A 22613-nucleotide genomic window follows, 5' to 3' on the forward strand; every position below is an offset into this window, starting at 1 on the left:
ACCATGGCAGAGGTTAGTTTGAGGCATATCGAGAAGGTTTACCCGCACGCCGGGGGCAAGCGCCGTGCCCACAAGGCCAAAGACGGCGAGAAGAAGGGGCCAAACCTCAAGGTGACGGACGAGGGCGTGCTCGCTGTCGAGGATTTCAACCTCGAGGTGGCCGACCGCGAGTTCGTGGTGCTCGTTGGCCCTTCGGGCTGCGGCAAATCGACGACGCTGCGCATGGTTGCCGGCTTGGAAGAGATTTCTCGCGGCGAGCTCTACATCGACGGCAAGCTCGTAAACGACGTTGAGCCCAAGAACCGTGACATCGCGATGGTCTTCCAGAGCTACGCGCTCTACCCGCACATGACCGTGCGGGGCAACATGGAGTTTCCCCTGAAGCTGCGCAAGATTCCCAAAGAGGATCGCGACAAGAAGGTTGAGGAGGCAGCGAAGATTCTCGGCATCACGCAGTACCTCGACCGCAAGCCCAAGGAGCTCTCAGGCGGCCAGCGCCAGCGCGTCGCCATCGGGCGCGCCATCGTGCGCGAGCCGAAGGTGCTCCTCATGGACGAGCCACTCTCCAACTTGGATGCCAAGCTTCGCAACCAGATGCGTGCCGAGCTCATCAAGCTGCGCGAGCGCATCGACACCACGTTCATGTACGTTACGCACGATCAGACCGAGGCCATGACCTTGGGAGACCGCATCGTGGTCATGAAAGACGGCACCGTGCAGCAGATCGGCACGCCGCAGGATGTCTACGACCATCCGTCCAACGTCTTCGTGGCCGGGTTCATCGGCACGCCGCAGATGAATTTCTATGACGCTGAGCTCGTGCGCGAGGCGGGCGGTTCCTATACCGTGCGCGTTGGCGACGCGCAGGTGGTGCCCTCGGCCGAGAAGCAGGCGCGGCTCGCCGCGAACGGTGTGGGCTCGCAGTCGATTACGCTCGGCGTGCGCCCCGAGCACATCGCGCTCTCTGATGAGGGCCAGAACGTGCTGAATGGCGTGGTCGATGTGGTTGAGCTCATGGGCAGCACCGTGAACCTCCATGTAAACGCATACGGCCACGATAGCGTTATCGTGGCGCAGGCCGCTTCGCTCATGGAGCACGCTGGCATCGTCAAGACGGGCGACGCCGTCTCGTTCTCGTTCAGCGGCAACACGGTGCACTTCTTTAGCAGGGAAACCGGCTTGAATCTTGAGTAGATGAGGCGGGGGCGAGGCGCACCGTTTGGCCGTTCCTTTGAGGCGGACAGGCGGGCGCGTCGCCCCGGCCCGCGTTGCCCGGCCTGCATTGCCCCGGCCCGCGTCGCCCCGGTCCGTCGAGTGGGCGAGGCCTTGAGGCCGGGCCAAGTCCTCACGTGAGGCGCCCTTCCTTCCAGACGGGGCCCTCCCGCGTCGCTGCGGGAGGGCCCCGTGCGTTCGTTTCACGTTTGGGAATATCTTTTCATTCGGCGTGCGATATCGCTCGCCGTTGCCAGCGGGATCCTGCGGTTTTTTAGAATGCGTTCAGGTCATGCTCGGAGATGCTAGAGAAGAAGTTCCCAAAACTGGAATGAACTTGGCGACACGCGGCTTCCTAGAACCCGAGGGCCTCACGCGCAGCCTTTTTGATCCCCTTCCACATGGCGAAGCCCCAGACCGGCGTCTTCTCGAGCATCTCACAGGCACCGGTAAAGGGATCAACGAGTATGGGCAGGTCGAAGGCGGCAAAGTGCTTCTTCGGCAGCTCTTTGGTGAAGGCGACGGCGTTCGCGTTCAAGGGATGCTGGAGCAGGATGGCGTAGGAGACCACGCCTTTCTGGAGCCCGCGCAGCGCTCCCTGGTAATTGTTGAGAGCCCAATCGGAACATGCCTTCATGTAGGCCTGCATCTCGGGGTAACCTGCCGCGTCGTATACGCTCACGAAGAAATGCTGGTGCATGTTCGCGAGCGCGGCGGAGAACCGTTTGGTAACGATAAGGTAGGCGCCCAGCTCGGGAATGTACTGGGCCGGCTCCCCCAGGCGATTCGACATCGCCTGCACGAAGGCGGGGAGCATGCTCAGGGAATCGGAAGCGGGTGCTTGGGGGCTTGCGGCGGGTGCCGTCGCTGGTGCCGGGGCAGGCATCGTAGCGGGAGCTGCCGGAGCGGGGGCTGCGGGCGAGGCGGCAGGGGTCGGGGCAGGGGCTGCCGCCGGGGTGGGTGACGCAGCAGGGGCCGGTGCCGGCGCGGCGGGTGCCGGCGGGGTTTGCGGCGTGGCCGAAACGGCCTGGTTCACAGCGGATGTCGGAGCGCCTACCGGTGCTCCGCAGCGGGAGCAGAACCTCGAGTCATCGGGTAGCTGGTTGCCGCATTGCGTGCAGAACATGGCGCCTCCTTCTTCGGGGACAGGCCCCGATTCCTGAATCAATCGAGTTATCTGCCATGGTACCTCAGGTGCAGGGTGAGGGGCTGCCGGTTTTCGCTTGGCGCGGGGGCCGTGCCGCCGACTGGCTCGAAATAACGTATCCCTGCCCGGTGGGGTATGATGGGCAGAAACAATTCTCCAACCGACTGAGAAGAGGGGCACGATGGCCAAAAAGAACGCTCAGAGAAAAGACGATTCCGAGCGTCCCGCCGAGCGGCCCAGGCGTTCGATGCCCCGCTGGCTTCGCCGCGCCATTTGCTTTGCCGGCTCGGTCTTCCTTATGTTCTGCGCTGTCTATATGTTCTTCATCATGGTCATCGAGGGCTACGGTCTTCCTATCGGCATCGTGGGCACCATCGTTTTTTCTGCAATGGCGATACATCTCTTTCGCGCTGGTTTGGCCGACGGCCAATGGCGCGTGGAGCACTGAGGGCCTAATTCCAAAAAACGCGGAAATGAGCAGCCATGCCGATGTGCGGGCACAATTTCGCTTGGCTTGCTGGCCGCGCATCCCCCGTATGCAGGCATGCTCCTCGTTACGGCGCTTGGCGCCGCGCCACTGCGCTCAGGAAGGAAATCGTTCACAAACTTGCTGACAATCGTTCATGAACCTGCTGAATGCGGCGTATTTGTCGCACTCAGCAAGTTCATGAACGAATAGGTGCGCTTTGGTTCCCCGTATAAAAACGGGCCCGACGGAGAATCCGCCGGGCCCATGCTTCTTGCATGCGTTGCGTTCGGGAGCGCGCTCTCGTGTCAAGCGGCGCTGTTACGCGCGCTCGATAAACGCCTTATATCCCTTGTATGCCTCGTAGATGTCTGCTTTGTTGGCAACTTCCCACAGCGAGTGCATCGAGAGGACGGCCACGCCGGAGTCGATCACCTGCATGCCGTATTCAGCGAGGATATAGGCGATCGTACCGCCGCCGCCCGCGCCGATGCGGCCGAGCTCGCAGGTCTGGAAGGCCACGCCGGCCTCGTCCATGATGTCGCGGATGAGCGCGAGGTACTCGGCGTCGGCGTCGTTGGAGCCGCTCTTGCCGCGCGCGCCCGTGAACTTGTTGAAGCAGAGGCCGTGGCCCATGATGGCGGCATTCTTCTTCTCAAAGCGGTCGGCGTAGAGCTGGTCGAACCCGGCGGAAACGTCGGAGGAGAGCATGCGGCTCGCAGCCAGGCAGCGGCGGAGCGCCAGCGGGCTCTCGAGACCCGCGAGGGCGAGCACCTCGGCCATGGCGTTCTCGAAGAAACGGCTCGTCATGCCGGTTGCGCCCACCGAGCCGATCTCTTCCTTGTCGCAGAGCAGGCATACGCTCGTGCGCTCGACCTCGGGCACCGCGAGCTGCGCGGCAAGGGAGGTGTAGGCGCAGACGCGGTCGTCCTGGCCGTACCCTAAGATCATCGAGCGGTCGAGCCCCATCTCGCGCGCACCGCCGGCGGGCACGACCTCGAGCTCGGCGGAGAGGAAGTCCTCTTCGTCGATGCCGTACTTCTCGGCGAGGACGTCGAGAAGCATCTGCTTCACGGGCTCCTTGGGGGCCTCGGCATCCTCGTCGCCCTCGCTCGAGATCACGACGGGGCGGCCGCCCACGATCACATCGAGGTTCTCATGGTCGACGGCTTCGGAAGCGGGTTTCTTCATCTGGTCGCTCGCGAGGTGGATGAGCAGGTCGGAGATGCAGAATACAGGGTCGGTGGCATCCTCGCCCACGCAGACATCGACCGTGGTGCCGTCCTTCTTGCACACGACGCCATGGATGGCAAGCGGGGTGGCTACCCAGTGGTAGGCCTTCACGCCGCCGTAGTAGTGGGTGTCGAGGTAGGCCATATCGCCGGCCTCGTACAGCGGGTTCTGCTTGATATCGAGGCGCGGGCTGTCGATATGCGCACCCAGGATGTTCACGCCTTCTTCGAGCGGTGCGGTGCCCAGGTTCACGAGCATGAGGGTCTTCTTGTGGTTCACGGCGTAAACCTTGTCGCCGGGCTTGAGGGCACGTCCCTCGGCCACAGCGTCCTCGAGGTTTACGTAACCGGCTGCCTCGGCGAGGGCGACGGATGCGGTCACGCACTCGCGCTCGGTTTTGTTCTGGCTGATGAAGGCGCGGTAGTCGCCGCAGAGCTGTTCGAGCTCGGCAAGCGCTGCGTCATCGTATGCCTTCCATGCGTTCGGACGTTCCATGGGGGGTCCTTTCTTACGTTATTGTATGGCCGAGTGCCATGGTAGCACGGCGATGTGTTCGTCAGGCGAAGGTTGCGCGCTGATTATATATACGAACAAATGTTCCAAATGCTTGCTATACTTGACGTGGAATATGGAGTAGGCGGCGTGAGGGCAAGTGCAAAATGCCTGGGAGTATGGGGTAATTTGCATATTGTGCAAATTGCTCTCTGTGTCGTTTCTGCTGGTAGCGGCTAGTAATATGAATTTTTCGCATAGTACTCATGCCGGACGGACGGCTCAGTTGTCTCATTTTTTGCGACAGCTGGGCGCGTAAGGTACGGGCGCCGTGACGGGAGGTGAGCGCGCATGATCATCAACACGGGCGGGCGGACGGATACCGTGCAGTATTATACGGACTGGCTGCTCAGACGGTTTGCCGAGGGCTATGTCCTGGTGCGGAACCCGCGCTTCCCAGAGAAGGTCACCCGCTATGAGCTCGATCCTGCGGTAGTGGACTGCGTCGTGTTCTGTTCAAAGAACTATGCGCCTATCCTGCCGCGCTTGCACGAGATCACGGACCGCTTTAGCACGTACTTCTTCTATACCATCACCGCGTACGGGCACGATATGGAGCCCGGGGTTCCTGATATCGATGCGAGCATCGAGACGCTCATTGAGCTCGAGCGTATCGTGGGGCGTGAGCGGATCGTCTGGCGGTACGACCCGGTGCTTCTGAGCGAGCGCTACACCACGGAGGTGCATCGGTATACGTTCGACCATATGGCGCGCCGCCTGGCGCCGCATGTGAGCCGGTGCGTGTTCAGCTTCGTGGAGCCGTACCGCAAGCTCGACCGGAACATGCCGGAGCTTTTGCCCCTCATGGAGGAGGAGCGCGTCTATATGGCGGAGCTCTTAGGCGGCGTCGCGCGCGAGCACGGGCTGCGCCTGCAGGCGTGCGCGACGCGGGAAGACTTTTCTGCCTACGGGGTTGAGCGGGCGGGCTGTGTGACCTTGGAAGCGCTCGGTGCGGCGAATGGTGTCACGTTCAGGAAGCTTGCGCATCGCGGCATGCGCGAAGGCTGTGCCTGCATGGAGATGCGCGATATCGGGGCGTATAGCAGCTGCCCCAACGGGTGCCGGTACTGCTATGCGAATGCCGACGCCCGCGGGGCGGCGCGGACCTTTCGTGAGCAGCATGATCCGGCGTCCCCGCTCATGCTGGGGCACTTGAGGCCGGGCGACGTGGTGACGCAGGCGACGCAGCGGAGCTATCTTGCGGCAGGGGCGCGGGCGGCGCGTCGGGCTGTCGCGCCGGGGCAGGAGAGACTTGAGTTGTAGAGAGCTCGTCTCATGCGCGTGAATCGGGCGCACCGGGTGTCCACGTTTCAGAAAATGATTCAGGAGCACCGGGTGTCTACGATTCACGTCTCTAACAGGTGGAAGGGCGCTGCATGGTTCTCCCGCGTTTCCTGCGCGACCGCGCTATGTGCAGAAAATGTATAGAAGCAGCGTCCTTTTGCATAGGCGGTACCGTATCCAGCCGCAGTCCAGCCGTTCGCGCATTCCGATGCGCGCCCGTGCCTGCTTATGCCATCATTAGGGTATACGGGTAGAAGTCGTTTCGAGCGCGTCGTTTTCTGCGATGCGCAGACGAGCGCAATCGACCAAGGAGGAATGCATGGAATACAAGATTACGGGATACCAGCCCGAAAAGCTCTTCCATTATTTTGAGGAGATCAGCGCCATCCCGCGCGGCTCGGGTAACGAAAAGGGCATCAGCGATTACCTTGTGGCCTTTGCCAAAGACCACAGCCTCGACGTCTACCAGGACGAGGTCTATAACGTCATCATCAAGAAGCCCGCGAGCGCCGGCGCCGAGGCTGCCGCGCCCGTCATGATGCAGGGCCACATCGACATGGTGTGCGACAAGCTTGCCAGCGTCGAGCACGACTTCGAGAAGGATGGCCTGGACCTCATCGTCAAGGACGGCGTTCTTACCGCCAACGGCACCACCCTCGGCGCGGACAACGGCATCGCCGTGGCGCTCATGATGACGGTGCTCGACGACGACACCCTCGTGCACCCTGCGCTCGAGTGCGTGTTCACCACCGACGAAGAGACCGGCCTCGTTGGCGCCGAGACCCTCGACAAGTCCAAGATCGACGCTCGCATCATGATCAACCTCGACTCCGAGGAGGAGGGCGTCGCCACCGTCAGCTGCGCCGGCGGCGTGGTCGCCACGCTCACGCGCTCCATCACCCGCGAGCACGTGCAGGGCTCCACGGTCACGCTCGGGGTCTCCGGCCTCATGGGCGGCCATTCCGGCTCCGATATCCATCTAGAGCGCGGCAACGGCGACCTGATCCTCGCCCGTATCGTCGAGAAGCTCATGCGTACCGGCGAGCCGCACCTTGTGAGCCTTTCCGGCGGCACCAAGGACAACGCCATCAACCGCGAGGCCACCGCGGTCGTTGCCTGTGCTGATGCCGAGCGCGCGCAGCAGGCCGTCGAGGTCGCGAATGCCCTCATCGCCGACATCAAGGCCGAGCTCGAGGTCTTCGACCCCGGCTTCACCTGCACCGTTACCGTTGCGGACGGCGTCGAGGCCGACGCGATGAGCGACGCCGACGCGCGCGCCTTCATCGGCGCCCTGCGCATCGCCCCGAACGGCGTCATGCGTCGCAACGTCGCCGCCGACGGCGCGGTGGAGGTGTCCTCCAACATCGGCGTGGTCATCACCGAGGAAGCCCAGGTCACCTTCCTGCTCTCGCCGCGTTCTTCCATCGCATCGCTCCAGGAAGACGTCAAAGACCGCATCCAGACGCTCGCCGACGCCTTCGGCTTCGATGTGCGCTTTGAGAACGAGTACCCCGGCTGGAGCTACACGCCCCATTCGCACGTGCGCGATGTCTTCCAGGAGGCCTATCGCGAGCTCTTCGGTACCGAGCTCAAGATCGAGTCGATCCACGCCGGCCTTGAGTGCGGCCTCTTCGCCGAGGCGCTGCCCGGCCTCGATGCAATCGCCGTGGGCCCGACCCTCTCCGACGTGCACACGCCGGACGAGAGCATGGAGCTCGCCTCTTCTGAGCGCTTCTACGAGCTGCTCGTCGACGTACTTGCTCGCCTCGCGAAGTAGCTGATGCGCGAATAGCGCTGCCAGCCCGGCACGGCCGGCTGATTCGTAAGACGCCGCCCCGGCACCCTGTGTGCCGAGGCGGCGTTTGCGTGCTCTGGGGTGGTGCGGCCGCAGACCCGCTCCTACTTGCGGCGATTGATGAGAGCGATGCCCGCCGCGCATGCCGCAATGCCTGCGATTCCGAGCACGGCAGCAAATGCGGGCCCGTTGGGGTCGCCTGTGCCAGCGAGGGCCTTGGATGAGTTCGAGGCGCTCTGGCTGGCGTTCGCGGAGCCTTTGTCGCCCGTGCTCGTTCCGGCGGATGGGGAGCCGCTACCCGAGCCGCCCCCGGTTCCCTGGTCGGGGCCGGCGGGAGTCGAGGGATCGCTCGGATCTTCCGGATCGGGTTTCCCGGGCTCCTCCGGGTCCGGATCTTCCGTGCCGGGATCGCCTGGTTCGGGCTCCTGCTGCTCTTCTTCGAAACGATACGACCCGTTGTTGCCGAGTGCGGCAGAGAGCACGAGTCTTCCATCCGTCTGCAATCCGGTAAGCGACTGGCTGTACGATGCGGTGCCGGTTGCGTTGGTCGCTTTCGCCGTTGTCACGGCGGCCGAGCTGCTCGAGCTCGCCGGCGTCCCCTTGGCAAGCTCATAGTGCCCGTCGTCCCCTACGTGCCAAGAGGGGTGCTCCTCTTCGGCAACCTGATAGGGGTGGACTGCGTCGAATGCTTCCGCTGCCGCGGTTCCATCGCTGCCAGAAAAATTGGCGCGATAGGCGGTGGTCATGTAGTAGAGCGTCTCGCCCGCCCGCGGTGCGCGCGTGAGCGGCACAAGGTCGCTCGGTGCAGGGAGGCTGTAGGCGGGCGGTTGCACTCCCGACGCGATCGTGTAGAGCGGCTGGTTCTGTGCGAGCACGTAGGCGCTGTTGCCGCTGGCTGCTGTGCCGGTAACAACGGTCTTTGCCTGCGCGCCGTCGCCAGAGCCCTCCACCGAAAGCGCGGTTACGGCGAGGTTGCCCGTAGCGTCTTCGTATCCGGCTGCTCCAAGTTCCGCTTCGATTTCGTCCCGCGTCGCCTCCCCGCTGCGCGCGCGTTCGATTGCTTCGCGCACCTCAGGGCGCGGGGCCACCTCGAAGACCAAGCGCAATGGGCTTAAGGCATCCGCGCCGTCGATCGACATGGTTGCTTCGCCGTCGGCATGGAGCGTGATATCGGTGCGCAGCGCCGGTACGGCGTCCGCGGGAATCGAGAGATAAACGGTTTGGCCGTGCGAATCGAGATTGGTCTCGACGGCGATGTAGAAGTCGTAGAGCGCGACGTCGCCGCCCGTGTAGAAGTTGGGCAGGTTGCCGATGTAGAGATAGGTTTCGCATACGGCGGTCGCTCCCGCCGCGCGGGCGCGATCGATGCGCTCCTGGGTCTGGGCGTCGGCGGAGCCCGTGGCGATGGCATCGATTTCGCGCTGCGTGGCGAAGCGGTAGGGGAGGCCGTTGTCGCCTGCGACCATATGGTGGTCGGCGTCGATGTACCAAGAAACGCGGTTCGAGAACGCTCCGCTTGCTGCATCGTAGGAAACCTGGCCGTCCGCCATAGCCTCGTAGAATAGGTTGTACGCGTCGTAGCCCAGGTGATAGCGCTCGTTGATGCTGTTGATCAGATAGTCGAACTCATGGGTTGCGCCGGTAAGGTCGCTCGGGTCCTGCAGGCTTATCTGGATGGCCTGCGCGGCGAGCGAGCCGGTAAGCAGGGTATCTCCATATTGCACGCCCGCTATCGACGCGACCTCCATGCCCGCGCCCACCGCACTGTGCGCCTCGATGCGGTCGCTTCCTGCAAGCGCGTCGTCGGCATCGACGGGAGAGGTGTAGCGAACGTCGAACATCTCGTCGAGGGCAGATGCGAACGCCCAGTTTACGGCTGATGCGCTGCGTGAGGAGTAATAGCGGTGCACGCTGCTCAAGATCACGGGGTCGCCCTCATCGAGGAGGCCCCCGATCACCGGTAGCTCGACGGGCTCTGCCACGATGCCCGACCCGCTCGACCCGTAGAGCTCGAGCGTCACGGTAGGATCGCCCTGCTCGGCTGCCTGAGCGTAGGCGCGGGCGGCTTGCGCGAGGTTCTCCTTCAGATCGACGGAGCGTCCGCCTACCGTAGCCGTGAGATCGCGCTCGGCCTGGCCCTCTGCCGTGTCGAGCAGGTATGCGACGGCATCAGTGGTGTCGATGCCGGTCGTATAGACGGTGAGCCGGTTCCCGCCCTGCGCGTAGGCATCGTCTACGCGTTGCTGCACCGAGCGCATGGTGAGCATGGTGGCGAACATGCTGTCTGTTCCATAGCCGGTTTCGCGCGTGCCGGGAAGCGGTCCCAGAAAGCCAGTCGTCTCTCCTATGTAAGCCGGTGGATGCTCTATGTCGGTGCTTGCCATGGGCGGGTTCTCCACACCCATGATGATGAGCTCGGGGGAGCGGTCTTGGGCGCCCGCCACGCCTGCCTCGGAAAGCATATCGCCGGCGAGGTAGATGCCGCGCTGGAGATACGATCCGCCGTTAAGGCGAGCGCTTGCGGTGGTGCCTGCGCCGTCCACCATGCTTGCCGTTACGTTTATGGTGTGCGACGAGGCGTCGTAGCTCAGATAGGTGCCGTCATGTGCGGGCTGGTAGGTGGCGAGCGGCATGAGGGCGGTCACCTCGGATGAATAGCCGACGACTGCGACACGCGTGGGGTTTGCATTGGAATCGCCGTTTTCTGCCATGAGGCGCCCGATAGCACTGTTCAAAGCCGAGACCACGTAGTCGGCATAAGGGCGCTCCGCATAGGTCATGCTGCCGAGCACGCTGTTCAGGCTCACCACGAATACGACGTCATGGCCGCCGCCATCCTGCTGGTGGACGGACGCGGTCTGCGCTATGGCCGAGATGCTCACGAGAAAGTCGTTTTCGGGGTCCTTGAAGGAGTTCGTTGCCACGCCCGCGGCCTCTGCAGACGCTGCATCGGAATAAACCGAGGCGTCGACCCAGATGCGCCCGGCATGCTCTGTGCTGTAGGTGCCATCTTGTTCCCCCGCACCGAGAAAGTCTTTCCATGTGGAGGCGTTGTCGGGGTCGGTGAGCTTGGTCGTGCCCGTTATCGCGGCATCGTTTTCATTTTGAGAGTTATTGGGTGATGAGGTGCCGTTTTGGGTGGCGCTTGATGGGTTGGGGCGCGCGGACGCAGGGGCGCCGGCAACGAAAAAGAGCGTGGCGGCCATGCCAAGGGCAAGGGCGATGCGGGCAAGGCGGCGGATAGGGCGGGCCATGGGACCTCGATTCTAGGCGGCGCGAAAGAACGGGGTGAGCCCGTCGACGGTCCGTCGCCCGACGTAGTTGCTCTTCGCTTACCCGTTCCGCCTGCTCATATGCCGGGGTTTATGTCGCCGGGGCTCGGTTAAGTAAATCGCAAGAAGCGCGCGGGCCCCGGTGCGTCAAATGGGTCAAAATGGGACGGGTTCGTTTTGGCTGCCTCGGTGGGGCGCGTCGTGCTCTGGCTGGCTGCGTCGACCATCTTGCATGCCGAATTACGCAGTAAGAGCTTGATTTGAGCCTCTTATTGCGTAATTCGGCATGTAAGATGGCGCCGCGTTTGTTGAGGAGCTGCGCGCAAGCCGCATGTGAGCACCGCGCGCCCTGTTCGTCGCGATTACGAGTCAAAACAGCCCCGTCCCATTTTGGCGCCATTTTGGCGCGTCCCACTTTGGCGCACTTTGACACCATGGACGGAATGAGTCAAAACAGCCCCGTCCCATTTTGACCACTTTGAGGCGGCCTGTGTTTACGCTGAGAACCCCCTCGCGTATGTCCACACGGGCGGGTAGACTGGTGTCAGCCAAGTTCCAGAGAGGATGCTCCATGTCTGATACCGCTCAAGCGCCCCAGAGCCCGGATCGTCGCACGTTCGCCGTCGTTGACGGCAACTCGCTCATGCACCGCGCGTTTCATGCCGTGCCCCCAACCATGAACGCGCCGGATGGCCGTCCTACGAATGCCATCTTCGGGTTTCTCAACATGTTCCTCAAGATGATTGATGCCTTTCGCCCCGATGGCGTGGCGGTTGCCTTTGATAAGGGCAAGCCGCGCGTGCGCATGGAAATGCTTCCGCAATACAAGGCGCAGCGTCCGCCCATGGACCCCGACCTGCGTACGCAGTTCCCCATGATCAAGGAGCTGCTGCAAAAGATCGAGGTGCCCATCCTCGAGTCCGAGGGATGGGAGGGCGACGATATCCTCGGCACGCTCGCGCGCGCGGGCGAAGCCGCCGGTTGCGACATGCTCCTCATCACCGGAGATCGCGATATGTACCAGCTCACCACCGAACACGTGAAGGTTGTGGGCACCAAGAAGGGCCTTTCGGACGTCCAGATCATGACGCCCGAGACGGTCGAGGACCTCTACCATGGCATCACCCCCGAGCTCGTGCCCGATTTCTACGGCCTCAAGGGCGACACCTCTGACAACATTCCGGGCGTGCCGGGCATCGGCCCAAAGAAAGCGAGCGCCCTTATCGCGCAGTACGGCAGCCTTGACGAGGTCATCGCCCATGCGGACGAGGTCAAGGGCAAGATGGGCGAGAACCTGCGTGCGCATATCGACGACGCCCTGCTCTCGCGCAAGGTGGCGACCATCCAGACGAACGCACCGGTCGAGCTCGACTTCGAACACACGGCGTTTCCCGCCTACGATGCCCAGATGCTGGCAGAGGCGCTTGGAGCGCTGGGCATCATGTCGATCCAGAACCGATTCTTGGCGCTGCTCGGCGAGGGCGGCGCTGCCGGTGCGGCTCCATCTGCGTTCGAGCTGCCATCGCCGATCGTGGTGAACAGCGATGCGGCCGAGGATCTCGAGGCTGCGCTCGCGGAGCTCTCGCGCGCCGTTGAGGCGGGCGAGTGGGTTGCCGCCACGGTGGACGATGACAAGGAGGCCGACGCGCTCTTCGGGCTTACGAGAACGCTGTGGGTCGCGGCGGGCGGGAACCTGCTCGCATTCGAGGAGCCTTCCGGCGCGAGCCTGTCGCCCCATTCCGCGAGCCTGCTCGCCGCTGCCGGCATCGATGGCGCGAACGGCCTCATCGCGGGCGTCTTGCAGTACCTGTTCGAGACGGGCCTCGTCGCCTCGCCAGATATCAAGGCGCTGCTCCACGAGCTTTCGCCCATCGATTCGAGCGAGCCCGAGCTCATGGACCCGCTCGCGGTGGATCCGAAGCGCATTTTCGATACCGTGGTCGCGGCGTATCTGCTCGACTCGGTGCGCTCCGATTTTGGCGATGCCTATATCGCGGACACCTATGTGGGAAAGGCCCTGCCCGCCGCGCAAGGCGAGGAGGGCGCTGCCGACGACGCACCCGTTGCGGCGGCCCGGTCGGTCGCCGTGGCGCTCGCCGCGGTGCAGCCGCTCGCGAAGGCGCTCGAGGAGCAGGATGCCGCCGACATCTTCCAAGAGATCGAGATGCCGCTCGTGCCTGTGCTCGCCTCGATGGAGCGCACGGGCATGTACGTGGATCCCGACCGCTTGCATGCCCTTGCGGAGGGGCTCGGCGGCCAGATCGACGAACTCGCCGGCCGCATCCGCGAGATGGCGGGCGACGAGACCTTCAACATCGCGAGCCCCATGCAGCTCAGCCACATCCTTTTCGATGTGATGGGCCTGCCTACCAAGGGCCTTAAGAAGACGCATCGCGGGTACTATTCCACGAATGCGCGCGTGCTCGAGGAGCTTGCGCGCGATAACGAGTTCGTGCGCCTCGTTCTCGAGTATCGCGAGAAGACCAAGATCAAGTCGACCTATCTCGACACGTTGGGGGCGCTGCGCCGCTTCGACGGGCGCGTTCATACCACCTATAACCAGACCATTACCGCTACGGGCCGCCTTTCGAGCTCGAACCCCAATCTGCAGAACATCCCCACGCGCTCCGAGCTGGGGCATACGGTCAAGACGGCGTTCTCGGTGGCGCCGGGGTGCGTGTTCCTTGCGGTGGACTACTCCCAGATCGAGCTTCGACTGCTCGCGCACCTTTCGGCCGATGAGCACCTGGTGGCAGCGTTCAACGAGGGCGAGGACTTCCATGCCGAGACGGCGGCGCGTGTGTTTGGCGTGCCGGTTGATGAGGTCACGCCGCAGCTGCGGAGCCGTGCGAAGGCGGTGAACTTCGGCATTGTTTACGGCCAGCAGGCCTATGGGCTCTCGCAGTCGCTCGATATCCCCATGGCCGAGGCGCGCGAGATGATCGACCGCTACTTTGAGGCGTATCCCGGCGTTCGGACGTACCTCGACCGTACGGTGGCCGAGGCCAAGCGCACGGGCTATGCCGAGACCATGTACGGACGTCGCCGGCCCATCCCCGAGCTCAAGATGCGCAATCCAGCTCAGCGAAGTTTTGGCGAGCGCACTGCTATGAACCATCCCATGCAGGGCACGGCGGCGGACATCATCAAGATCGCCATGGCGCGCGTGGCGCGGCGCATGCGCGACGAGGGGTTCCGCGCCCGCATGATCTTGCAGGTGCACGACGAACTTGATTTTGAGTGCCCGGAAGACGAGGTGGAGGCGCTCACCGCGCTCGTGCGGGAGGTCATGGAGGGCGTTGTGGAGCTTCGCGTGCCCCTCATCGCCGATGCATCGAGTGGCACCACCTGGGCCGACGCGAAGTAGTATGGAGCGAGGCGGGTGTAGCTCCGCTTGCGTGAGCAGCGCTTTTGCGCGGCCCGTGCTTCATCGATGGTTTGCTCGATCGCCGCATGCATGCCGTCAAGACGCTCCGGGACATCTTAACGGTGCGATTGGTATACAGGGTGCCCCATGCGAGCGGGCCGGATGCTGCGCGTCGGGGCTGGCTGGTCGCCGGCGCGCAGACACGGCGTAAGCCATGCTGAAAGAGACGCAGCGTTTCCGGCTCGAACGGGATTGCAACTTTTGGGCACTACTTCGCATGGGGCCCGGGCAGACACGCGATAGTCCGGAAGGCACCAGTGTTCTGAGCTGCGTTTTCTATCGCCGAGCGTCCGGCCTTACTCGCCGCTCCCGCCCGCAAGTGCCCAAAAGCTGCATTCTCGCTCATGCGGATGTCGGCAGTGGCCGTTGCTCGGCGCCAGCGGACCCTAGCAGCCCTTTGCGGCGAGAATCGCCTCGATGAGTGCGGCGACGCCGCGATCGTTGTTGCTGGGAATGAGGTAGCGGGCGTGGTCGTGCATGTGCTCGGCGGCGTTGGCAACAACGAAGCTGTGACCGGCCGCCTCGAGCATCTCGATGTCGTTGTAGGTATCGCCCACGGCAGCTGCATCGGCGATGTCGATGCCGAGCCGATCGCATAGATGGCGCAGCCCCGCGCCCTTGTTGACGCCCTTGTTCATGAAGTCGAGCCATTCCTCGCCTGCGCACGCCACGTCCAGGCGCTCCCCAAAGGCGGGCCCGAAGGTCTCCTCGTAGCGGGACCGGCTGTTCCGCTCCGGGAAGTAGATGGTGAACTTGTTCGCCTCGACATCGAGGTCCTCGATCGAATCGACGTATTCGATGGACTTGTAGTACACCTCTATGGCCTCGTGGTGCACACGGCCGCTCTCGGGCACATACGCCTTGTCGAAGGCGCAGAGCACTGCCGTGCCCGTGCCCTCCGCCTCGGTTGCGGCGGCGATCTCGCGGTAGACGGCAGGATCGAGGAGCTCCTTGTAGAGGGGTTCGTCTTGGTAGATGATGTGCGCCCCGTTGTCTGCGCAGAACGCCATTTCGTGGCGGTGTTCGGGGAACATGAGCTGGAGCGTGGGGCCGGGGCGGCCGCTGGCGGGGCAGAAGAGCACCCCGGCGCGATGCAGGCGCTCGATGAGCTCGGGCATGTTCTCGGGCTGGGTCTTGTCGTCAGCGAGCAGCGTGCAGTCCATGTCGCAGGCGATGAGCCTGATGGAGCCCAGCTCGGGGTCCTGGGTGAAGTCGATAAGCGGGGAAGGCATGCCGTTCCTTTCGTGTGCGGTGTTCCTGCTGCCGGGCATGGCGTCCGCGGCAAGCTGGCCGCACCGGATAGTACCATGTTTCGGTTGAGGCGATTTGGGCAAGTCGGCCTGAAGCTTAGCCATTTTGGTGGAATTGAGTACGCCGGCCCAGCTGACGACGATCGCTCCGGCGAGTTTCGATCGGTGTCAGCCTCGCTCAACCAGGGCCTGCCACAGGGCGAAACAAACGAGAAACATTGCGATTCTCGCTTGCCCACGCGCAGATTTAGCGTAAGATACCACCCAACGCGAGCGGGCTACCGTTCGCGGATTAATGATTGCGTTTGCATACGGCGAAGGGTTCAAACGGTGCATACCGAGACGGCGACATACGAGGGCATGGCGGCTTCCGCCATTCTGCTCGGCCAGACTGCCGCCGATGCACAGAACCGACGCCAGCGCGCAATTTCCCGACGACGATAATCGGTCGTCTCTGTTCGCGCGGCTTCCGCGCATCCCCAGAGTCCCGATAAGGTTGTCGTCGTTTCCTCCGGGTGATGTCGTTCATGCCGCGCCCCTGCGCTCATTGCTGTAGACGCACCCTTCCAGAAACAAGTACATACCGCCACCCGTCTCTTTGTCGACGCATACCTAAGGTGAGACAGGTAGCACCTCATCGGGCTCGTCCGCATCGTATTCCACATACCAAGGAAGGACGCACCCATCATGAGCAAGGAAAAGGTCGTACTCGCATATTCCGGTGGCTTGGATACCTCGGTCTGCATCAAGTGGCTGCAGGAGGAGAAGGGCCTCGATGTCATCTGCGTGCTCGGCAACGTGGGGCAGGAGCTCCATGGGCTCGAGTACAAGAAGCAGAAGGCGCTCGATCTCGGCGTCATCGATTGCCATGTGCTCGAGCTCAAAGACGAGTTCGCCGACGAGTACCTCACCAAGGCGATCGCGGCGAACTCCATGTACGAGAACAAATACCCACTGCTTTCGGCGCTCTCCCGGCCGCTGCTCGCTTCAAAGCTCGTCGACATCGCGCACCAGTACGATGCCAAGTACGTTGCGCATGGCTGTACGGGCAAGGGCAACGACCAGGTGCGCTTCGAGGCGTCGATCCTCACGCTCGATCCCGATCTTGAGGTTATCGCGCCGGTGCGCGAGTGGGATCTCAAGAGCCGTCCCGATGAGGTTGCCTACGCGCACGAGCACGGCGTTCCGGTGCCCGAGGGCGCAAACGACAATCCCTACTCCATCGACGACAACCTGTGGGGCCGCGCGATCGAATGCGGCGTGCTCGAGGACCCCTGGAACGAGCCTCCGCACGACGTGTGGGTCATGACGAAGGACCCGGAGGAGACCCCCGATACGCCGACCTACGTTGACGTCGACTTCGAGAAGGGCGTGCCCGTGGCGCTCGATGGAGAGAAGATGCCGCTCGCTGCGCTTGTCGAGAAGCTCAACCAGGTTGCCGGCGACAACGGCTATGGCCGGCTTGACCTTATGGAGAACCGTATGGTGGGCTTGAAGAGCCGCGAGTGCTACGAGGTGCCCGCCGCGCTCACCCTCATCACGGCGCACAAGGCCCTCGAGGACCTCACGCTCGAGCGCGACGTGCTTCACCAGAAGCTGTATCTCGAGCAGACCTGGGCTACCTGCGTGTACAACGGCCAGTGGTTCAGCCCGCTCAAGAAGGCGCTCGACGCCTTTATGGCCGAGACCCAGAAGTTCGTGACCGGCACGGTGCGTCTCAAGTTCTTCAAGGGACATTGCACGGTCATGGGCCGCAAGAGCCCGTGCTCGCTCTACGATTACGGCCTGGCCACCTACGATCGCGACACGACGTTCGACGAGAAGGCCGCCGTGGGCTTCATCGAGATCGAAACGCTCTCTCTCAAGACCTGGGCGAAGATGCAGGGTCCCACCTCTCTTGCCGCCCAGAACCTTTCCTAGCCTGAGGGCTCGAACGGGCAGCCCGTATCGCGACTCTACGCGGGCTGCCCGAACGGCAAGCTTCGGTTCCGTCCGACCTGCTGTCCTTTGTTGCCGCCGTGTTCCGCGTGCCGGCTTGGACGGTCTTCGTCGCCATCATGCTTGGCGCGCCGGTTCGGGCGGTTCACATTGATGATGATTCCAAGTGTTACCGGGAGAACTACCATGTACGGTGTGATGATTGATACGAAGAAGGCGCATGAGGTTCCCGCCTCATTGCTCGCATGGACCGAGCGGGCGCATAAGGGGCCGAGGGCTCTTGTCGCCGGGCTATGCGATGGCAGCGAAGAGCCCGCGCTTTCGCTTGGTGCGTGCTATTCGCTCAAGGCGTGGACGCAGGAGCTCGGCCCGCATGCGCTCGTGGCGCAGCTGGCCTGCTAGTAGATTCGGAGGTTGGCACATGGCGCTGTGGAGCGGCCGATTCGAGGAGGCTGCCGCCCCGGTGACGCAGGAATTCGGTGCGTCGCTGCCGGTAGATAAGGCGTTGTATAAGCAGGATATCGCCGGTTCGATTGCGCACGCGACGATGCTCGCGGCGCAGGGCATCATCGGCCAAGAAGACGCCGATGCCATCTGCGAAGGGCTTAAGGCCATTGAGGCGGATATCGATGCGGGTACTTTCGTCTTTGATATCGCCGACGAGGACATACACATGGCGATCGAAAGTGAGCTCACGCGGCGCATCGGTGCTGCGGGCGGACGGCTACACACCGGCCGGTCTCGAAACGACCAGGTTGCCACCGACACGCGTCTCGCTGCGAAGGCGCTCGCCAAGGACCTCATGGAGGCGAATCTGGGGCTCCGCGCGGCGCTGCTCGATGCCGCTGAGAAGGCGGGCGACACGGTGCTGCCGGGCATGACGCACCTGCAGCACGCGCAGCCGGTGCTCCTCTCGCATCATCTGCTCGCCTATGTATGGATGCTCGGCCGCGACTTCACCAGGCTCTCCGCCGCCTTCGATGCCGCGGACCTTTTGCCCCTGGGCGCTGCGGCGCTCGCCGGGACCACCTATCCGCTCGACCGGCGCATGACCGCAGGGCTTCTCGGCTTCGCAGGCGTGATCGAGAACTCGCTCGATGCCGTGTCCGATCGCGACTTTCTGCTCGACCTCGAGTACGCCTGCTCTGTGATGGCGGTGCACCTCTCGCGGCTCTCCGAGGAAATCGTGCTTTGGAGCAGCCAGGAGTTCGGCTTCATCACGCTCTCGGATGCGTATTCAACTGGCTCCTCGATCATGCCGCAGAAGAAGAACCCGGATTTTGCCGAGCTCATTCGAGGCAAGACGGGCCGCGTGGTGGGCGACCTCGTGCAGCTCTTGATGACGTGCAAGGGGCTTCCCCTTGCGTACAACAAGGACATGCAGGAAGACAAAGAGGGGGCGCTCGATGCGGCGAAGACCCTTGCCCAGTGCCTTGCCGTCATGACCGGTATGGTGAGCACCTGGACCGTGAATGCGGACCGCATGCGCTCCGTGATGCACCGAGGGCACCTGGCTGCGACCGATGTTGCCGATTACCTCGCGAAGCACGGGATGCCGTTCCGCGAGGCGCATGCGGTGGTGGGCCACCTGGTGCTTGAGGCCGAAAAACAGGGGTGCGACATCTCCGAGCTTCCCTTTGAGACGTTCAAGGAGGCGAGCGATCTCTTCGGACGCGACATCACGAAAGCGCTCGATCTCGACGCCATCGTGGCTGCCCGCACGACCGAGGGCGGGACGGCTCCCGTTGCGGTTGCCGAGCAGCTGCGGCGCGCCCGTGCCCGCTACCTTGTGGATGAGAACGCCGTCAAGCTGCTTTCTCCCGTCATCCCCATGGGTGCGCCTGCGACATGCTCGCTCTGACCCGCGCCTTTCCCTAAGCTTTCCAACTAGCCGAGCGCCTCTTCGTCATTCTGGCGGAGGGGCGCTTCTCTTTGATTGCCCCGGTCCTCCGGTGCGCATATCGCCTTGCTGCGTTTGAAATGAACTTGCTATACCGTGTGTCAACCTATACTATATAACGCATAGTATCGGTTGAAAGGAGGTATAGATGGACGCTCAGCTCAAGCGCGGTTTCTTGGAAACGTGCGTGCTCGCTACGCTGGAACGGCGCGAGTCCTATGGCTACCAGATCGTCAAAGATGTTCCACCGCTGCTCGGCCTTACCGAGTCAACGCTGTATCCCCTGCTCAAGCGGCTGGAGTCCGCCGGATGCATTACCGTGCGCTCCGCCGAGCACAACGGCCGCCTTCGCAAGTACTACCGCGTCACGCCCGCGGGCGCGGCGCGCATCGAGGAGTTTCTTGCCGAGAAATCGGACGTGATGTCCATCTACCGCTACATCGAGTTTGCCCATGGCGCTGCGGCGCCGGGCGCGGCATGCGACCAAGGAGAACGCAATGACTAAGGCAGAGTATCTGAGCCGTCTGGAAAGCCTGCTGTCCTGCTTGCCCGAGAGTCAGCGGGCGGAGTCGCTCGCGTTTTATGAAGAGATGATCCTCGATCGCATGGAGGAGGGGCTGAGTGAGGAGGAGGCGGTCTCGACGCTCGATGCGCCGGGCGTGGTCGCCGAAGCCATCCTCGACGACCTACCCGCTGTTCCGCGCGTGGTCGCAAAGACACGTCGCAAGAGCCGCGTGCTGTTGTGGGTGCTCGTCATCTTGGGCTTTCCCGTTTGGGGAGCGCTCTTGGCGGCGCTCGCGATTACCGTGCTCTCTTTTTATGCAACGGTATGGATCTTCGTCGCCGTGGTCTGGGGCCTTGCGGTCTTGCTCGTGCTGGGATGCCCGCTCTTTTTGCTGTTCGCTGTCTGCGGTTTGATCGTGGGAAATGCGCCCTACACACTGGTGGAATTCGGCGCTGCCTTGGTGGCGCTGGGGCTCGGGTTGCTGCTGGTGCGTCTTGCGTTTGAGCTCACCCGCGGCGTGGCGCTGCTTTCGGCCGCGGTCGTGCGGCGCGCCGTGTCTCCCTTCGTGAAGCGGCGCGATAGCGATGCAGACCGCGGGGGCCACGGCGGTTCGCATCACGACGGAGGGGCCGAAGCGCGCGGAGGAGACCATAGGCCCATTCCGCCTGAGGAGTTTACGCGCCCGCTCGAGGCCGTTGCGCGCGGCTAAGCGGCCGGGCGCATGGCTAGGTTGCTGGCACGCGCGGCTAGGCGGCCGGTGCGCGCAGCTGGGTTTCTGGTGCGCGCGGTACGGCCCTTTCGCGGCGTTTTCGGGCGAGATCCGGACAGCGGCGTCGTTCTCGGGCGAGATTTGGACGCTCGGAGGCTCCTGAGTGTCCGAATATCGCCCGGCAACCCCTTGAATGTCCGATTATCGCCCGAGAGCGCGTGGCGCGCCCGTTGGTTCTTCCCCAAGGCATGCACATCGTGCCTGTCTGCGTGCTCGACCGTCCACCCGGCCAGGTGCCCGGCCTCAGGCTTCTCGTTTCTAGCAACAGATACCGTATTGGAAAGGATGCACATATGAAATCGGCATTGAATACCATGTGCTTCGTTGCGCTCGTGCTGGCGGTGCTCGGGTTGGGCATGATTGGCGCTGGCTTCGTATGGTCGGGGTTTGACGCAGACGTGTTTTCCACCGGAATCGACCATGAGCGCGGCGTCATCGTGCTCGGCGGCGACGAGGTTGATCCCGATATCGACCTGCCCTTGCTCTCCCGCCTCGCGGAGTGGGGCACCTTCTGGGTCGGTTCCATCGATGATGCCGCTGCAACGAGCGGTGTCCTCGGCCAAAGTCACTGAGCGCGGCAGGGCTCTTCTCGCAGGATGGACTTACTGCCGGTAAGCACGGCGGGCCTCTTGCCGCGGGGTGGGTCTACTGCTGAGAGCTCACGTAGCTTTCATCGACGGTGATTTTCGCGATAGTGCGCGGGTAATGCTCCTGCACGAGGCGGGCAACGCGTTCACGCAGCTCGTCGGCCGAAAGCGCCGACCCTGCCGGGTGCACGCAGTCGAAAATGACGTTCGTGTGCGTGGGGCCGGGCACGCAGCGCAGGTCGTGAACGGTGATGCGCGGATCGATTTCTTCGACCGCATGCGAAATCCAATGGCGCATGTCGCGCACCTCGGGATCGTCGGTCACGATGGGGTCGTAGTGGAGGGTCACGATCAGGCCGTCCTCCATCTTGAAATCCTGCTCGATGTTGTCGATGAGGTCGTGACTTTCGAGCGGATCGGCTTCCGCAGCCATCTCGACATGGGCGCTCGCGAACTGCCGGCCGGGGCCATAGTCGTGGACCATGAGGTCGTGGGTTCCGAGCACGCCGGGGTAGGAGAGGATCTTGTCGTGAATGTGCTCGACGAGCTCGGGGCTGGGGGCCTGGCCCAGAAGCGGGCTCACCGTGTCTCGCAGCAGCCCCACGCCGCTCCAGCAGATGAACGCGCCCACGGAAAGACCCGCCCATCCGTCAAGGTCTACGCCCGTCGCCCGCGAGATGCAGGCGCAGGCGAGTACCGCCGCCGTGCTTATGACGTCGTTGCGGGAGTCGACGGCCGTGGCTTCGAGCGTGTCGGAATTAATGCGGCGTCCGATGGAGCGATTGAAGGCGGCCATCCAGAGCTTGACCGCAATCGAGAGCACGAGTACGGCCACGAGCGCTCCGGAGAATTCGGTAGGGCTCGGTGCGATGATCTTCTGCACGGAGCTCCAGGCAAGGTTGATCCCAATGGCAAGCACGAGCGCGGCGACCACGAGCCCGGCGAGGTATTCGTAGCGGCCATGGCCGTATGGGTGCTCAGGGTCGGCGGGCCGGCTCGCGAGCTTGAATCCGAGGAGGCTCACGATGTTCGATGCGGCATCCGAGAGGTTGTTCACGGCATCCGCCACGATGGAGACAGAGCCCGAAACGAGCCCGATGGCGCCTTTTCCCAGACAGAGCATGACGTTGCAGATAATGCCCACGATGCCGGCGAACTGCCCATAGCGCATGCGCACGGCAGGATCGTCCGTCTGCTCGCTCATGCGCACGAAGTGGCGTACCAGCCATTCGGTCATGGTCAACTCCTCGTCGTTTTGCCGGATGCGTCCGGCGGC

General features: G+C 63.3%; 16 protein-coding genes. 11 read left to right on the forward strand and 5 right to left on the reverse strand.

What is annotated here, in order from left to right; all coding sequences use genetic code 11:
* Positions 1 to 3 precede the first annotated feature (3 nt).
* Entirely contained in the window at positions 4 to 1194 is a 1191-nt protein-coding gene (locus HGEM_RS03420; protein WP_019128010.1) for an ABC transporter ATP-binding protein, read from the forward strand.
* Between the two features lie 373 nt (positions 1195 to 1567).
* Here HGEM_RS03420 and HGEM_RS10445 read toward each other — a convergent pair whose 3' ends face one another.
* Positions 1568 to 2029, reverse strand: coding sequence for a hypothetical protein (locus tag HGEM_RS10445; RefSeq protein ID WP_019128011.1), 462 nt, complete (start codon positions 2027 to 2029; stop codon positions 1568 to 1570).
* Positions 2030 to 2540: 511 nt separating this feature from the next.
* Between HGEM_RS10445 and HGEM_RS03435 the strand changes: the two genes are divergently transcribed.
* Positions 2541 to 2807: a hypothetical protein gene (locus HGEM_RS03435; RefSeq protein ID WP_019128013.1), complete on the forward strand. Its 267-nt coding sequence runs from the start codon at positions 2541 to 2543 to the stop codon at positions 2805 to 2807.
* A gap of 339 nt (positions 2808 to 3146) precedes the next feature.
* Here the strand turns inward: HGEM_RS03435 and HGEM_RS03440 are convergent, their stop codons facing one another.
* Positions 3147 to 4553: an aminopeptidase gene (locus HGEM_RS03440; protein WP_019128014.1), complete on the reverse strand. Its 1407-nt coding sequence runs from the start codon at positions 4551 to 4553 to the stop codon at positions 3147 to 3149.
* Between the two features lie 348 nt (positions 4554 to 4901).
* Between HGEM_RS03440 and HGEM_RS03445 the strand changes: the two genes are divergently transcribed.
* Positions 4902 to 5873: a DUF1848 domain-containing protein gene (locus HGEM_RS03445; protein ID WP_019128015.1), complete on the forward strand. Its 972-nt coding sequence runs from the start codon at positions 4902 to 4904 to the stop codon at positions 5871 to 5873.
* 340 nt (positions 5874 to 6213) lie between these two features.
* Positions 6214 to 7671, forward strand: a complete 1458-nt coding sequence (locus HGEM_RS03450) for an aminoacyl-histidine dipeptidase (RefSeq protein ID WP_019128016.1) — start codon at positions 6214 to 6216, stop codon at positions 7669 to 7671.
* A gap of 122 nt (positions 7672 to 7793) precedes the next feature.
* Here HGEM_RS03450 and HGEM_RS03455 read toward each other — a convergent pair whose 3' ends face one another.
* Complete coding sequence (locus tag HGEM_RS03455; RefSeq protein WP_020424278.1) at positions 7794 to 10943, reverse strand: vWA domain-containing protein; 3150 nt, start codon at positions 10941 to 10943, stop codon at positions 7794 to 7796.
* 589 nt (positions 10944 to 11532) lie between these two features.
* Between HGEM_RS03455 and polA the strand changes: the two genes are divergently transcribed.
* Positions 11533 to 14328 (forward strand): DNA polymerase I, encoded by a 2796-nt coding sequence (polA, locus tag HGEM_RS03460; RefSeq protein ID WP_019128017.1) that lies wholly within the window; start codon positions 11533 to 11535, stop codon positions 14326 to 14328.
* Positions 14329 to 14774: 446 nt separating this feature from the next.
* Here the strand turns inward: polA and HGEM_RS03465 are convergent, their stop codons facing one another.
* On the reverse strand, positions 14775 to 15620 hold the full coding sequence (locus HGEM_RS03465) for a Cof-type HAD-IIB family hydrolase (protein WP_019128018.1): 846 nt from the start codon (positions 15618 to 15620) through the stop codon (positions 14775 to 14777).
* A 705-nt stretch (positions 15621 to 16325) separates the two neighbouring features.
* Between HGEM_RS03465 and HGEM_RS03470 the strand changes: the two genes are divergently transcribed.
* The 6 genes from HGEM_RS03470 to HGEM_RS03495 all read left to right on the forward strand — a co-directional run bounded on the left by HGEM_RS03470 (position 16326) and on the right by HGEM_RS03495 (position 21322).
* On the forward strand, positions 16326 to 17558 hold the full coding sequence (locus tag HGEM_RS03470; protein ID WP_019128019.1) for an argininosuccinate synthase: 1233 nt from the start codon (positions 16326 to 16328) through the stop codon (positions 17556 to 17558).
* Between the two features lie 204 nt (positions 17559 to 17762).
* Entirely contained in the window at positions 17763 to 17978 is a 216-nt protein-coding gene (locus HGEM_RS03475) for a hypothetical protein (protein WP_019128020.1), read from the forward strand.
* Between the two features lie 19 nt (positions 17979 to 17997).
* A complete protein-coding gene (gene argH / locus HGEM_RS03480; RefSeq protein WP_019128021.1) occupies positions 17998 to 19437 on the forward strand; it encodes an argininosuccinate lyase in 1440 nt (479 codons plus the stop codon).
* A gap of 187 nt (positions 19438 to 19624) precedes the next feature.
* Complete coding sequence (locus HGEM_RS03485; protein ID WP_019128022.1) at positions 19625 to 19981, forward strand: PadR family transcriptional regulator; 357 nt, start codon at positions 19625 to 19627, stop codon at positions 19979 to 19981.
* Positions 19974 to 20690: a DUF1700 domain-containing protein gene (locus tag HGEM_RS03490; RefSeq protein WP_019128023.1), complete on the forward strand. Its 717-nt coding sequence runs from the start codon at positions 19974 to 19976 to the stop codon at positions 20688 to 20690. The genes HGEM_RS03485 and HGEM_RS03490 overlap by 8 nt, the downstream gene beginning before the upstream one ends.
* A 353-nt stretch (positions 20691 to 21043) precedes the next feature.
* Positions 21044 to 21322: a hypothetical protein gene (locus HGEM_RS03495; RefSeq protein WP_019128024.1), complete on the forward strand. Its 279-nt coding sequence runs from the start codon at positions 21044 to 21046 to the stop codon at positions 21320 to 21322.
* Positions 21323 to 21395: 73 nt separating this feature from the next.
* Here HGEM_RS03495 and HGEM_RS03500 read toward each other — a convergent pair whose 3' ends face one another.
* Positions 21396 to 22574, reverse strand: coding sequence for a cation diffusion facilitator family transporter (locus HGEM_RS03500; RefSeq protein ID WP_019128025.1), 1179 nt, complete (start codon positions 22572 to 22574; stop codon positions 21396 to 21398).
* Positions 22575 to 22613: the final 39 nt, after the last annotated feature.

It is taken from the genome of Enorma massiliensis phI, assembly GCF_000311845.1.
Lineage (GTDB): Bacteria > Actinomycetota > Coriobacteriia > Coriobacteriales > Coriobacteriaceae > Enorma > Enorma massiliensis.